The following is a 13,381-nucleotide window of genomic DNA, read 5'->3' on the forward strand; positions in this document are numbered from 1 at the left end:
CGGACCGGTGGCCGTGGGAGGGACGCCGACCCTCCCACGGCCACCCAGCGAGAGGACCCCGATGGCCACCACCACGCCCGCCCGGGACGTCGCCGCACCGGAGCGGCCCGCCCGCCGCGCGGCCCCGGCGCGGCGCCGGTCACCCGGGCGCCGCCGGTCGCTGCTGCCGTACCTGCTGCTCGCCCCGGCCGTCGTGCTGGAGCTGGCGATCCACGTCGTGCCGATGCTCGTCGGGGCGTGGATGAGCCTGCGCGAGCTGACCCAGTTCCACATCCGCGACTGGTCCACCGCGCCCTTCGTGGGCTGGGACAACTACCGCGTGGTGCTCGACGTCGACTCGGCCGTCGGGGCCGAGCTGCTGCACTCGTTCGGGGTGACCGTCGGCTACACGGTGGCCTCGGTCGGGCTCTCCTGGGTGCTCGGCACCACCGCCGCCGTACTGCTGCAGCGCCCCTTCCGCGGCCGGGCCGTGCTGCGCGCGCTCTTCCTCACCCCGTACGCGCTGCCCGTCTACACGGCCGTGATCACCTGGAGCTTCCTGTTCCAGCGGGACACCGGCCTGGTCAACCACGTGCTGGTCGACCAGCTCCACCTGCTCGACGACCGACCGTTCTGGCTGATCGGGGAGAACAGCTTCGTCGCGCTGCTGACCGTCTCGGTCTGGCGGTCCTGGCCGTTCGCCTTCCTCTGCGTCATGGCCGGCCTGCAGAACATCCCCGGCGAGCTGTACGAGGCCGCCGCCGTGGACGGGGCCGGCTTCTGGCGGCGGCTGCGCTCGGTGACGCTGCCCATGCTGCGCCCGGTCAACCTGATGCTGGTGCTGGTGCTCTTCCTCTGGACCTTCAACGACTTCAACACCCCGTACGTGCTCTTCGGCGGCTCCGCGCCGGAGCAGGCGAACCTGCTCTCCCTGCACATCTACCGCAGCTCCTTCAAGACCTGGGACTTCGGGGCCGGATCGGCCATGTCGGTGGCGCTGCTGCTGTTCCTGCTGCTGGTCACCGCCGGGTACCTGCTGCTGACCAACCGTCGGAGGAACGATGCGTGAGACCGCCGCCGAGCGCTGGGCCCGCCGGATCGTGCTGACCCTGCTCGCGCTCTTCGTGCTCGTCCCGCTCTACGTCATGCTCAGCTCGGCGCTCAAGCCGTTGCAGGACGTGCAGGGCGTTTTCACCTGGTGGCCCCGGCGGCCCACCGCGCAGGCCTTCGTCGACATGTGGTCGACCGTGCCGCTGGGCCGCTACCTGGTCAACAGCCTGGTCGTCTCGACCGTGGCGGCGGTCTTCTCGGTCACCGTGGCGATCTTCGCGGCGTACGCCGTCAGCCGGTACCGCTTCCGGGGCCGGGGGCTGTTCTCGGTGACCGTGCTCTCCACCCAGATGTTCCCCGGCATCCTCTTCCTGCTGCCGCTCTTCCTCATCTACGTCAACCTCGGCACCGCCACCGGCATCCAGCTGTACGCCAGCCGCACCGGCCTGATCATCACGTACCTGACGTTCTCCCTGCCGTTCTCGATCTGGATGCTTGTCGGCTACTTCGACTCGATCCCCCGCGGCCTCGACGAGGCGGCCCAGGTCGACGGCGCCGGCCCGCTCCGCACGCTGTTCCGGGTCATCCTGCCGACGGCGGTGCCGGGCGTCGTCGCCGTCGCCGTCTACGCCTTCATGACCGCCTGGGGCGAGGTGCTCTTCGCCTCGGTGATGACCGACGAGGGCAGCCGCACCCTCGCCGTCGGCCTCCAGGGCTACTCCACCCAGTTCAACGTCTACTGGAACCAGGTGATGGCCGCGTCGCTGGTGGTCAGCGTTCCGGTGGTGGCCGGCTTCCTGGCGTTGCAGCGCTACTTCGTCGCCGGCCTCACCGCCGGCGCGGTCAGGTGAGGCCGTGACGGCCGCACACGAGGCCATGTCGGCCGCACATCCGAAGGAGAGCCCACCCGTGCCGGACCTGTCCACGCTGCCGCCCGACTTCCTCTGGGGGGTCGCCACCGCCGCGTACCAGATCGAGGGGGCCGTCCGCGCCGACGGCCGCGCGCCGTCCATCTGGGACACCTTCTGCGACGTGCCGGGCGCCGTCGACAACGGCGACACCGGCGAGGTGGCCTGCGACCACTACCACCGGTGGCCGCAGGACGTGGCGCTGATGCGGCGGCTCGGGGTGGACGCGTACCGGTTCTCGGTGGCCTGGCCCCGGGTGCGGCCCGACGGCGTCGGCCGGGTCAACCCGAAGGGCCTGGACTTCTACGACCGGCTGGTCGACGCCCTGCTGACGGCGGGGATCCGCCCGTTCGTGACGCTCTACCACTGGGACCTGCCGCAGGCGTTGCAGGACCGGGGCGGCTGGCCGGAGCGGGCCACCGCCGAGACGTTCGCCGACTACGCCGGCGTCGTGGCCGCCCGCCTCGGCGACCGGGTCGCCGACTGGACCACCGTTAACGAGCCGCTCTGCGTGTCCTGGATCGGGCACCTGGAGGGCCGGATGGCGCCCGGCGAACGGGACCTGGCCAGGGCGGTGCGCGCCTCGCACCACGTCCTGCTCGGGCACGGGCTGGCCACCCGGGCGATCCGGGCCGCCGCCGCCCGGCCCGCCTCCGTCGGGATCGTGCTCAATCCCAGCCCCTGCGAGCCGGCGAGCGACCGGCCCGAGGACGTGGCCGCCGCCCGGCGGATGGACGGCCACGTCAACCGGTGGTGGCTCGACCCGCTGCACGGACGCGGCTACCCGGCCGACATGGTCGCCACGTACGGCGTCGAGCCGCCGGTGCGGGGCGACGACCTGACGGTGATCGCCACCCCCACCGACTACCTCGGCCTGAACTACTACTTCCGTCAGGTGGTGGCCGACGACCCGGCGGGGCCGCCGCCGTACGCCCGGCAGGTGCCGGTGCCGGGCGCGGTGCACACGGCGATGGACTGGGAGGCGTACCCGGCCGGGCTGGAGCAGCTGCTGGTCGCGGTGACCGAGGAGTACGCTCCGGCGCGGGTGCTCGTCACCGAGAGCGGGTCGGCGTGGCGGGACGAGGTCACCGCCGACGGCACCGTCGAGGACCGGGAGCGCACCGACCACCTGGAGCGGCACCTGGCGGCGTGCGCGGCGGCGGTCGACCGGGGCGTGCCGCTGGCCGGTTACTTCGTCTGGTCACTGCTCGACAACTTCGAGTGGTCGTACGGGTACGACAAGCGCTTCGGCCTGGTGCACGTGGACTACCCCACCCAGCGCCGGACGCTGAAGGCGAGCGGCCTGCGCTACGCCGAGCTGATCCGCGCCCACCGGCGGCGGACCGGGCGGCTGACGCCCTCCCGGTGAGCCGGGGACGATCCGCCGGGCCGCACGGGGCCCCGGGCGTCACCCGGGGCTCCGTGCGTCACCCGCCGGGCGGGGTCAGCAGAACCAGCCGTCCTGCACCCAGCCGCGCCGGTTGACGTGCCCGTAGGCGAAGCCGTAGACGTAGCCGCCGCTGCGCGGCCCCTCGACGAGGAACGTCTGGCCCCGGTAGAGGGTGCCCATCCACGCCCCGACCGGGGCGGTGCGGACGAAGAGGTCCTCGGCGCACACCGTCTCCCGCTGCCCGATCGTCCCGTTCGCGGCGTGCCCGGCCGACGGCGTGAGCGCCAGCACGGCGCAGACGGTCGCCAGCAACGCGCCGAGCCGGCGCGGCACTCCCCCGCTCACCACGAGTCGTAGCCCCCGATGCACTCGCTGCGCACGTAGCCCCAGTCGTTGGGCCCGAAGTCGAAGGTGGCGGCCCAGCCGTTGTAGACGGGGTGCGCGCCGGGCGTGTGGCCGATCTTGTTGCCGTACGCCAGCGTGCGCTTGAGCCCGTGCGGGCCGCTCGCCGAGTCGTAGTTGGCGTAGAAGCTGGCGCTCTGGCAGACGATCACGGCGTGCCGCGGCACGACCGGGTCGGCCTGTGCGCCGGTGGCGCCCAACGTCGCCAGGACCCCGCCCGCCGCCAGGACGCCGACCGCGCGGATCACCTGTGTTCGCATCGACACCTCCGGGATGGAAACCTTCCTTCCCGCCACCCTAACGAACACGTCGAAAACCTTCTATGCCTGCGTTCCCCCGCGTCCTCGTGCCGGCGTCCGGGATGCCGATAGGGTCGGGGCCCATGCGGACGAAGCAGGAACTGGGCGCGACCATCCGGCGGGACCGGCGGGCCGTCCTCGTCGTCAACGCCCACTCCCGCCGGGGCCGCCAACTGCACGAGCAGGCCCGGGCCCGGCTGACGGCGGCCGGCTTCCACCTGCTGGGCGACCACCCCGTCGAGCAGCCCGGCCAGCTCGAACGCGTCCTCGCCGCGGCCGTCGACCTCGGGCCAGACCTGCTGGTGGCCGGCGGCGGCGACGGCACCCTCAGCACCGCCGCGCGGCTGCTCGCCCACCGCGACATGGCGCTCGGGCTGCTGCCGCTGGGCACCACCAACAACTTCGCCCGCACCGTCGGCGTCCCGCTCGACCTCGACCGGGCCGTCGACGTGCTGACCGGCGGCACGGTGATCGACGTCGACCTCGGCCTCGCCGGCGACATGCGGTTCACCAACCACGTCGGCGTCGGCCTCTCCGCCGACATCATGCTGCGGACGCCGCCGCGCCTGAAGCGGGTCGTCGGCCGGCTGGCGTACCCGCTCACCGCCCTGGCCCTGCTGGCCCGGCACCGCCCGCTGCGCGTCACCGTCCGCGCCGGGGACGCCCGGCACGAGTTCCGCACCCACCAGGTGTACGTGGCCAATGGCGGCTTCCACGCCGGGCGCCCGATCGCCGCCGACGCCGACGCCGACGACCGGCTGCTGGTCGCGTACCCGGTCGGCGGCGCGAACCGCCGTGGACTGCTGCGCGACACGGCCCGCAACGCGGCGACCGGGCACCGGCGCTCCGTCGGCGACGCGCCGTTCCTCGCCGTCGGGGAGCTGTGGCTGGAGACCGACCGGCCGGCGCGCGTCGAGGTCGACGGCGAGCTGTGCGGCCGTACGCCGATCCGGATCGGCCTGGACGCCAACGCGCTGCGCGTGATGGCGCCGGCCGGGAGCCCGGACCGCTGACCGCGCGGCCGGCCCGGGCGCTACTCCGCCCGGCCCGCCGCGTCGAGGGCCGCCAGGAAGTCGGCGACGAGGTCCTCGGTGTCCTCGATGCCGGTGGAGACCCGGACGAGGCCCTCGCCGATGCCGGTGGCGGCCAACTGCTCGGCGTCGACGATCCCGGCCCACATCGAGCGCGGGTGCACCACGAGGGTGCTGACGCTGCCCAGGCTGGCCGCCCGCTTGGCCAGGCGGAGGCCGTCGAGCAGCCCGGCCGCCGCCCGCCCGTCGCGCAGCTCGACGCTGAGCACCCCGCCGAAGCCGGTCATCTGCCGGCCGGCCAGCTCGTGCTGGGGATGCGTGGGCAGCCCCGGGTAGCGGACCCGCCGCACCGCCGGGTGGCCCTCGACCGCCCGGGCCAGGGCCAACGCGTTGGCGTTGTGCCGGTCCACCCGCAGCGACAGGGTGCGGACGCCGCGCAGCAGCAGCCAGGCGTCGATGGGGCCGAGGGTGCTGCCGGTGACGATGGCGGTCTGCCAGACCCGGTCGACGAGGTCGGCGGAGCCGACGACCACCCCGGCCGAGACGTCGGAGTGCCCGCCGAGGTACTTCGTCCCGCTGTGCCACACCAGGTCGGCGCCGAACTCCGTCGGCCGCTGGTTGACCGGGGTGGCGAAGGTGTTGTCGACCGCGACCAGCGCGTCGTTGGCGTGCGCCAGCTCGACGACGGCGGCCAGGTCGGTCAGTTCGAGCAGGGGGTTGCTCGGGGTCTCCACCAGGACCAGCCGGGTCTGCGGGCGCAGCGCCCGGACGAAGGCCTCGGTGTCGGTCTGGTCCACCTGGGTGAAGGCCACCCCGAAGCGGGCCAGCAGGCCGGTGACCAGGGACGTCGTGCCGCCGTACGTGCTGCGCTGCACGATGACGTGGTCCCCGGCGGAGAGCAGGGCCAGGGCGATCGTGCTGATCGCGCCCATCCCGGAGGCGGTGACCAGGCCCGCCTCGGCGCCCTCCAGCTGGGCGACCACGGCGGCGACCTGCGCGTGGTTCGGGTTGCCGTAGCGCGTGTAGAAGGCGTTGCCCCGGGTCTCGGTGGCGACGGCGGCGAACTGCTCGTCGGACTCGGCGCTGAAGGTGGCGCTCTGCACGATCGGCGGCGACACCGCCCCGCCCGGGCTCAACCCGTCGTCGCCGTGGACAGCGATCGTGCCGGTGCCGGTCACAGGTTCTCCTCACGTGGTGGGCTGCCCGCCGGGACGGCGGGTCGGACAGGTGCGGGCGTCATCCGGGCGGCGGGCGCCCGACGACGGCTCGTCCGCGTGGACGCTCCCGACGGACGGGCGGTCACCCGGCCGGGACGGGCACGGCCGCCGGGGGCGGCGCGGGCGCGGCCCGGTCGGTGAGCATCCGCATGGCGTCGCGGTGCCGGCGCAGCACGGCGTCGTCCAGGTCGGCGACGGCGAGCCCGGGCCCCGTGCCGGCGTCGGCGAGGACCCGACCGTCGGGAGCGTACACGGCGCTGCGACCGGCGAACTCCCAGCCGCCGTGCGATCCCGCGAAGTTGGCGAACAGCACGTAGCAGGTGTTCTCCAGGGCGCGGGCCGGGAAGTACACGCCGCGCCGGTGGTCGGAGTCGCCCGTCGTGAACGCGCCCGGGCACAGGTAGGCGTCGGCGCCGGCGAGGGCCAGCGCGCGGGCGTGTTCGGGGAAGCTCGCGTCGTAGCAGACCCCGAGGCCGAGCCGCCAGCCGCGCACCTCGACCAGGCAGTCGTCCCGGCCGGGCACGAACAGCTCGCGCTCGTCGCGGTCGAGGTGGCGCTTGTCGTACGCGGCGGCGGGCCGGCCGTCCGCGCCGATCACGAGGGCGCCGATCGCCCAGCCGTCGGCGCGTCGCCGGCAGCCGCCGACCACCGCCACCACCCGGTGGGTGCGGCAGGCCTCGGCGACGACGTCGAGCGGGGCACCGCCCGCCTCGACGGCGCACCGCGCGATGTCGTCGTGCAGCAGGCCGACGTCGTAGCCGCAGAGCGACAGCTCGGGGAAGACGACGAGGTGGACGCCGCGGGCCGCCGCCTCGGCGATGCTCCGCGCCGCGGTCCGCGCGTTGCCGGCGAGGTCGCCGGGGACGGCGGTGACCTGGGCGGCCGCGACCCGCAGCGGGGCGCGGCCGGCGGGGTGGGCGGCCGTCACGCGGCCCCCAGCCACCAGCGCAGGCCGAAGAAGACCACCAGGCCCACCGTCCAGACGATCATGAAACGCTCGACGAAGAGGCCGGTCACCAGCGTGACCAGGCCCGCCACCAGGTACGGCACGGTGACGACGGTGATCTCGATCCGGTTGTCCACCGGGGCGATCACCGACGGGACGGCGATGGCCGCCAGCAGCGCCGGCGGGAGGTAGCCGAGGAAGACCTTGACGTCGTCGGGGAGCACCCGGTCGCGGAAGACCAGCAGCGGCAGGTACCGGGGTGCGAAGGTGGCGAGTCCCATCCCGAGGATGAGCAGCAGCATGGACATTGCGGTCACCTTCCGTCCGTGTCACGGGCCGTCTCGACGGTCCGGCGTTCCCCGGCCGCCGCCCCGGCGGTCCGCGGTTGCGGCGTTCGCGGCTCCGGCCCGTCCGGCTCACCCGGCTCCGCGGGTTCCTCCCCCGGCTGGCCCGGCTCCGCCGGCTTCGGCGGGAACCACCGCCGTTCCACCAGCTCGCAGGCCATGCCGACGAACGCGCCGCCGAAGGCTGCCACGATCAGGCCGAGGTTGTAGGGCAGCCCGAGCAGGAGCAGGGCCAGCGCCCCGGCGGAGACCGCCGTCGTCCAGACCTTCCAGCCGACCAGCGCCGAGGCGAGCACGACCAGGAAGACGGCGGTCATCGGGAAGTCCAGGCCGGAGCGCAGCCGCTCCGGCAGCAGGTGCCCGGCGATCATGCCGACCACCGTGGCGATCGCCCAGTTGACGTACATGACCGCGGAGGCGCCGAAGTAGAACATGCTCTTGCGCCGGGCCGGCTCGTCGCCCTTGATCCGGTCGAAGGCCACGAAGAACACCGCGTCGATCAGGCCGAAGCCCAGCAGCAGCCGCCACCGCTGCGGCAACTCGCGCACGTGCGGCGCGAGCAGCGTGGAGTAGATCAACATCCGAAGGCTGAGGATCAGCGTGGTCAGGACGATGACCGGCCAGGCCGCCCCCTCCGAGATCAGCTTGAAGCCGATGAACTGGGCGGTCCCGGAGTTGACCACCATGGCCAGGCCGAACGTCTCCAGGTAGGACAGGCCGGCGGCCAGGCCGAGGGTGCCGCCGATCACGCCCAGCGGAAAGGCGGAGAGCAGGAACGGCACCATCGAGCGGGCGCCGGCGACGAACTCGTCCCGCGCGGTCGGCGTACGGTCAGACATGGTTCTCCCCAGGACGGCGGGCGGACGGTACGGCGGGGGCCGCCGGCGGCGCGCCCGGTCCCGTCGCGCCGACGATAGCGGCAACGTCTGCCGCGCGGGTGCGGCAGAAGTAGTGCCCGCCCCCGTCGATCTCCCTCAGCTCCACGTCGGCGGCGACCCGCCGCCACGCGTCGTGCGCCGCGCCCGGGCCGGCCGTCAACGGGTCGTCGGCGGCCACGACCACGGTGACCGGCACCGGCAGCGGCTCCCCCACCCGGTCCCGCAGGTAGCGGTGCGAGCCGACGGCGTCGTGCCGGAAGGCGGCGACCAGGGCGTCGACGTGCTCCGCGTCCAGGCCGTCCAGCTCGGTGAAGCCTGTCTGGTCCACCAGCCAGCCCACCACGTCCGCCGGCGCCATCCCGGTGACCTCCGCGATGCTGGCGTCGATCTCCTCCGGCCCGCGCAGCAGCTTGCCGCCGAGGAACAGCCGCTCGGGTGGCCGGCCGGCGGCGGCGAGCAGCCGGGTGACCTCGATCGCCGCCGCCGCGCCGACGCAGTGCCCCCAGATGAGCACCGGCCGGCCGCCCAGCTCCCCGATCTCGGCGGCCACCCGGCGGGTCAGCTCCGGCAGGTCCAGCAGCGGCTCGGGCCGGCTGACGTCGTGCCCCGGCAGCGCCACGGCGTGCACCGCGATCCGGTGCGGGGCCAGCGCCTCGGCCAGCGGCCGGAAGGCGAGCGGGCTGCCCGCCGCGTACGGGAAGCAGACCAGGACCCGGTCGTGGGCGGCGTCCGGTGGGGACAGCGGTTGCAGCAGCCGGTCCTCCGGCGCGGCGTCCGCCTCGACGGCCCGGGCCAGCGGGCCGAGCGTGGAGGTGGTCATCAGCTGCCGCAGGGTGACCAGGGGCCGCAGCGCGGCGATCACCCGCATCGCGGCGAGCGAGTTGCCGCCCAGGTCGAAGAAGTTGTCCTCCTCGGCGATCCCGGCCACCGGCACGTCGAGCGCCGCCGCCCACGCCTCGGCGATCCACCGGGCGACGGGCGTGCCCGGCGCGGTCCGCCCCGCCGGCGCCGCCGGCCGGCGCGTCGCCGGGACGGCCCGGTCGAAGCGGCGCCGGGTCGGGGTGACCCGGGGCTCGGGCAGGCCCGGCCGCAGCCCGTGGTGGGCGCGCTCCGGGTCGGTCGCCAGCTCCGCCAGCACCCGCCGGTACACCTCGCCGATGCCCGCCGCCTGCTCCGGCGTGAAGGCCGCCGAATGGTAGTGCAGGCTCAGCCGGACCCGGTCGGTGAAGAAGTCCCGCATGAACTCGGCGCGCAGCGCGAACTCCGTCTCCGTGCTCACCTGCACGTCGAGCAGGTCGAAGCCGGGCAGCTCGCGCAGCTGCTTGAGCAGGTAGAAGTGGGTGTAGTTGAAGACGGTCTCGAAGAGCAGGTCGGTGGTGCCGGCGTCCGCCTTCATCTGCGCCATCGGGTAGCGCCGGTGGGGCAGCAGGTCCGCCTCCGCGCGGTACACCGCCCGGACCAGGTCGGCCCAGGAGCCGCCGCCCAGGTCCACCCGCATCGGCACGGTGTTGAGGAACAGCCCCAGCGCCCCGGTGGCGCCCTCCGCCTCCGGCCGGCCGCTCTGCTCGTACCCGGTGACGACCTCGGTGTCCCCGGCGAGCGCGCCGACCACCTTGACGTGCGCGGCCAGCAGCACGGTCTTCAGCGGCACCGCCAACCGGTCGGCCGCGCGCAGCAGCCGCTCGGAGAGCGCGTCGTCGATCTCCACCTCGTGGAAGACGACGGGCCGCTCGGCCGGCGCCTGCGGCGGCTGCCACCGGGGCAGCTCGGTCACCCCGCCCGCGGCGAGGACGCCGCGCCAGAAGTCGCGGTCCGCCGCCGACTCCAGCGCCCGGCGTTCCAGCCCGATGTAGTCGCGGAAGTGGTTCTCGGCCGGCCCCTCGTCCGGGCGGTCCCCGGCCAGCAGCCGGTAGTAGGTGTCGAAGAGCTGGGTGTGCAGCAGGGTGATGCTCCAGCCGTCCAGCGCCGAGTTGTGCTGGCTGACGCTGTAGCGGTACAGCTCGTCGCCGAGGACGTGCACGTGGATGCGGACCAGGCCCGGCTCCTGCCAGCGGAACCGGTACGACTGCTCGCGCGCGTGCCAGTCGGCGTGCCAGCGCTCCTGCTCGGCCGGGTCGCGGTCGCGCAGGTCCACCACCCACAGCGGGCTCGGCGCGTCGGCGTGCACGAGTTGCAGGTACTCGCCGAAGCCGGTCAGGTGGTAGCTGGTCCGGAAGATCGGGTGCCGCGCGACGAGGATCCGCACCGCCTCGGTGAACGTCGCCTCGTCGAAGGGCGCGTTGATCAGGAAGCTGATGATGTCGTGGTACTGGGCGGCGCCCCGGGACAGCTCGTTCTCGTAGATCAGCCCCGCCTGGAGCTGCCCGAGCGGGTACGCGTCGACCACCCCGGCCGGCAGCAGGGCCCGGTCCGCCTCGTCGAGCAGGGCGAACGGCGGGTGCGCCACCGCCCGTTCCGCGCCCGGCGGGCCGGCCGCGAGCAGCGCCGCGATCGTCGGGTGGCGGAACAGCTGCTGGAACGTGAGGTCCACCCCGGCGGCGTGCGCCCGGGCCAGCACGGTGACGAAGTGGATCGAGTTGCCGCCGATGGCGAAGAAGTTGTCCTCCACGCCGACCCGGTCGAGGCCCAGCACCTCGGCCCAGATGTCGGCGAGGATCCGCTCGGGCCCGGTGCGCGGCGCCACGTACGGCCGCTCGGGCGCGGCCGGCTCGGGCAGCGCCCGCCGGTCCAGCTTGCCGCTGCCCGACAGCGGGAACTCCGCCAGCTCGACCACCCGGGCGGGGACCAGGTAGCCCGGCAGCAGGGTGCCGAGGTGGGCGGTGAGCGTGGCCTCGCCCACCGGCTCGTCGGCGACCACGTAGCCGATCAGGTTGCCGTCGCGGGCCACCACCACCGCGTCCTTGACGGCCGGGTGCCCGCGCAGCGCCTCCTCCACCTCGCCCAGCTCGACGCGGTAGCCGCGCACCTTCACCTGGTGGTCGAGGCGGCCGAGGTAGTCGAGCGTGCCGTCGGGCAGCAGCCGGGCCAGGTCGCCCGTGCGGTACACCCGCTCCTCGCCCACCTCGGGCGCGGCGACGAAGCGGTCCCGGGTCAGCTCCGGGCGGTTCAGGTAGCCCCGGGCCAGCTGCACCCCGGCGATGCACAGCTCCCCCGGCACCCCCACCGGCTGGGGGCGCAGCCGCTCGTCGAGCACGTACAGGCGGGTGTTGTCCACCGGCCGGCCGATCGGGACCCGCTCCCCGCCGGGCCGGCAGCGGTGGTGGGTGACGTCGACGGTGGCCTCGGTGGGGCCGTACAGGTTGACAAGCGTCGCGCCGGGCAGCAGCTCCGCGAGCCGGTCCACCTGCCGGGGACCGAGCGCCTCGCCGCTGGCGAAGACCTGCCGCAGGCTCGCCAGCCGGCCGGTGTCGGCGGTGCCGAGGTAGTCGAGGAACGCGCCCAGCATCGACGGCACGAAGTGCACGGTGGTGACGCCGTGCGCCTCGACCGCCCCGATGATCGCCTCCGGGTCGCGCTCCGCGCCGGCGGGAAGCAGGCAGACGGAGGCGCCCTCGCGGGCCCACCAGAACAGCTCCCACACCGACACGTCGAAGGTGGTGGGGGTCTTGTGCAGGATCACGTCGGCAGGGCCGATCGGGTACAGCCGCTGCATCCAGGCCAGCCGGTTGGCCAGCGAGCGGTGCTCGATCATCGCGCCCTTCGGGGCGCCGGTCGAGCCGGAGGTGTAGATGACGTACGCGAGGTCCCGCCCGTGGCGCGGCGCGTCGGGGCCGGGCGACCCGACGGCCGCGGGCAGCGGTTCCGCCGTCGGCAGCGGGAGCACCGGCACGCCGTCCGGGACCCGCGCCGGGTCGGCGGCGAGCACCACGGCGGCCCCGCTGTCGTCGAGCAGGTAGGCGACGCGCGCCGCCGGGTGACCGGGATCGACCGGCAGGTAGGCGCCGCCGGCCCGCAGGGTGGCCAGGATCGCCACCAACTGCTCGCGGGAGCGCTCGGCGAGCACACCGACGATCGACTCCGCGCCCACCCCGGCGCCGCGCAGCCGCTCGGCGTACGCGGCCACCCGGGCCTCCAGTTCCGCGTACGTCCAACTGCCGGCCGCGGTGTGGACTGCGACGGCGTCCGGGCGGGCGCCGGCCCACCGGGCGACCCACTCGTCCGGCCGGCCGGCCGGGTCCTGGCCGACGCCGGTGTCGTTGACCTCCCGGAGCACGTCCCGGTCGCCGTCGGTCAGCAGGCTCAGGTCCGCCACCGGCGCGTCCGGCTCCGCCAGCGCCCGACCCAGCAACAGCGCCAGGTGGGCGCCGATCCGCTCGGCCGTGGCGCCGTCGTAGCGGCGGGCGTCGTGGTGGACCGTCACCTCGGCGGCGCCGAGGGCGAAGAACACCCCGACCCCGGCACCGTCCGGGGCGCCGCCCCCCACCGCCACGTCGACGAGCGGGTGCGGGCCGGGACCGGCGTCCGCCGCCAGTTCCTCGGCGAGCAACTCGACCGGGTAGTCGGCGTGGCGCGCCGCCTCGGGCACCGCCGTGCGCAACTGCCCGACCAGGTCGCGGTAGCTGCTCTCCGCCGCGCAGCGCACCCGCAACGGCAGCATCCCGGCCAGCTGCCCCGGCTCGCCCGGGCGGCCGACGAGCATGTCGTCGGCGCCCGTGTAGCGCCGCAGCAGTGCGGCCACCGCGGCCGTCAGCAGGACCTGGCGGGCGTCCTCGCCGCCCCGGCCGGCCCGGGCGAGCCGCTCGACCACCGCCTCGTCGAGCGGCACGGTGACGGCCGCCGGCTCGGGCGGGGCACCGGGCGCCGGCGTGCGGTCGGCGGGGAAGCCGACCGGGTCGGCGCCGGAGCCGAGCACGGCACGCCAGTGGTGGGCGTGCTCCGGGCGGCGCGCCGCGGCGATCTTGAGCTGGCCCCGCGTCATCAGCGACTGCATGATCTCT

Annotated in this window: 11 protein-coding genes; 4 read left to right on the plus strand and 7 right to left on the minus strand. The window is 74.8% G+C overall.

Features of this window, described 5'->3' with window-relative positions; genetic code table 11:
• Window positions 1–61: 61 nt before the first annotated feature.
• From ACN27A_RS07205 to ACN27A_RS07215, 3 genes are read left to right on the plus strand one after another with little or no spacing between them, the layout of a single operon-like run.
• Window positions 62–1,048, plus strand: a complete 987-nt coding sequence (locus ACN27A_RS07205) for a carbohydrate ABC transporter permease (RefSeq protein ID WP_421450579.1) — start codon at window positions 62–64, stop codon at window positions 1,046–1,048.
• Window positions 1,041–1,880, plus strand: coding sequence for a carbohydrate ABC transporter permease (locus ACN27A_RS07210; RefSeq protein WP_421450581.1), 840 nt, complete (start codon window positions 1,041–1,043; stop codon window positions 1,878–1,880). Before ACN27A_RS07205 ends, ACN27A_RS07210 begins: the two co-directional genes overlap by 8 nt.
• Window positions 1,881–1,905: 25 nt before the next feature.
• Entirely contained in the window at window positions 1,906–3,306 is a 1,401-nt protein-coding gene (locus ACN27A_RS07215; protein WP_421458394.1) for a GH1 family beta-glucosidase, read from the plus strand.
• A gap of 75 nt (window positions 3,307–3,381) precedes the next feature.
• Here ACN27A_RS07215 and ACN27A_RS07220 read toward each other — a convergent pair whose 3' ends face one another.
• Together ACN27A_RS07220 and ACN27A_RS07225 are read right to left on the minus strand one after the other, a co-directional pair.
• The gene (locus ACN27A_RS07220; RefSeq protein WP_207914442.1) at window positions 3,382–3,672 is read right to left on the minus strand and encodes a hypothetical protein; all 291 of its coding nucleotides are present in this window, start codon (window positions 3,670–3,672) and stop codon (window positions 3,382–3,384) included.
• Window positions 3,669–3,989: a hypothetical protein gene (locus ACN27A_RS07225; protein ID WP_132238337.1), complete on the minus strand. Its 321-nt coding sequence runs from the start codon at window positions 3,987–3,989 to the stop codon at window positions 3,669–3,671. Before ACN27A_RS07225 ends, ACN27A_RS07220 begins: the two co-directional genes overlap by 4 nt.
• A gap of 122 nt (window positions 3,990–4,111) precedes the next feature.
• Here ACN27A_RS07225 and ACN27A_RS07230 point away from each other — a divergent pair, with 122 nt between their 5' ends.
• Window positions 4,112–5,041 carry a diacylglycerol/lipid kinase family protein gene (locus tag ACN27A_RS07230; protein ID WP_421450583.1) on the plus strand — a complete coding sequence of 310 codons (930 nt, stop codon included), beginning with the start codon at window positions 4,112–4,114 and terminating at the stop codon, window positions 5,039–5,041.
• Window positions 5,042–5,061: 20 nt separating this feature from the next.
• Here ACN27A_RS07230 and ACN27A_RS07235 read toward each other — a convergent pair whose 3' ends face one another.
• From ACN27A_RS07235 to ACN27A_RS07255, 5 genes are all read right to left on the minus strand, one after another.
• Complete coding sequence (locus tag ACN27A_RS07235; RefSeq protein WP_421450585.1) at window positions 5,062–6,237, minus strand: trans-sulfuration enzyme family protein; 1,176 nt, start codon at window positions 6,235–6,237, stop codon at window positions 5,062–5,064.
• Window positions 6,238–6,358: 121 nt separating this feature from the next.
• On the minus strand, window positions 6,359–7,204 hold the full coding sequence (locus tag ACN27A_RS07240; RefSeq protein ID WP_421450587.1) for a carbon-nitrogen hydrolase family protein: 846 nt from the start codon (window positions 7,202–7,204) through the stop codon (window positions 6,359–6,361).
• Window positions 7,201–7,530 (minus strand): AzlD domain-containing protein, encoded by a 330-nt coding sequence (locus ACN27A_RS07245; protein WP_132238343.1) that lies wholly within the window; start codon window positions 7,528–7,530, stop codon window positions 7,201–7,203. The genes ACN27A_RS07240 and ACN27A_RS07245 overlap by 4 nt, the downstream gene beginning before the upstream one ends.
• 5 nt (window positions 7,531–7,535) lie before the next feature.
• On the minus strand, window positions 7,536–8,405 hold the full coding sequence (locus tag ACN27A_RS07250; RefSeq protein WP_421450588.1) for an AzlC family ABC transporter permease: 870 nt from the start codon (window positions 8,403–8,405) through the stop codon (window positions 7,536–7,538).
• A complete protein-coding gene (locus ACN27A_RS07255; protein WP_421450590.1) occupies window positions 8,398–13,374 on the minus strand; it encodes an amino acid adenylation domain-containing protein in 4,977 nt (1,658 codons plus the stop codon). Before ACN27A_RS07255 ends, ACN27A_RS07250 begins: the two co-directional genes overlap by 8 nt.
• Window positions 13,375–13,381 lie beyond the last annotated feature (7 nt).

Origin of the sequence: Micromonospora sp. WMMD737 (assembly GCF_049179055.1) — a bacterium.
GTDB lineage: Bacteria > Actinomycetota > Actinomycetes > Mycobacteriales > Micromonosporaceae > Micromonospora > Micromonospora reichwaldensis.

Coding starts and splice junctions, on each gene's coding strand:
- ACN27A_RS07250 (WP_421450588.1), bottom strand. CDS start 8,405: ATGTCTGACCGTACGCCGACCGCGCGGGACGAGTTCGTCGCCGGCGCC.
- ACN27A_RS07205 (WP_421450579.1), top strand. CDS start 62: ATGGCCACCACCACGCCCGCCCGGGACGTCGCCGCACCGGAGCGGCCC.
- ACN27A_RS07225 (WP_132238337.1), bottom strand. CDS start 3,989: ATGCGAACACAGGTGATCCGCGCGGTCGGCGTCCTGGCGGCGGGCGGG.
- ACN27A_RS07210 (WP_421450581.1), top strand. CDS start 1,041: ATGCGTGAGACCGCCGCCGAGCGCTGGGCCCGCCGGATCGTGCTGACC.
- ACN27A_RS07230 (WP_421450583.1), top strand. CDS start 4,112: ATGCGGACGAAGCAGGAACTGGGCGCGACCATCCGGCGGGACCGGCGG.
- ACN27A_RS07255 (WP_421450590.1), bottom strand. CDS start 13,374: ATGCAGTCGCTGATGACGCGGGGCCAGCTCAAGATCGCCGCGGCGCGC.
- ACN27A_RS07215 (WP_421458394.1), top strand. CDS start 1,906: ATGTCGGCCGCACATCCGAAGGAGAGCCCACCCGTGCCGGACCTGTCC.
- ACN27A_RS07245 (WP_132238343.1), bottom strand. CDS start 7,530: ATGTCCATGCTGCTGCTCATCCTCGGGATGGGACTCGCCACCTTCGCA.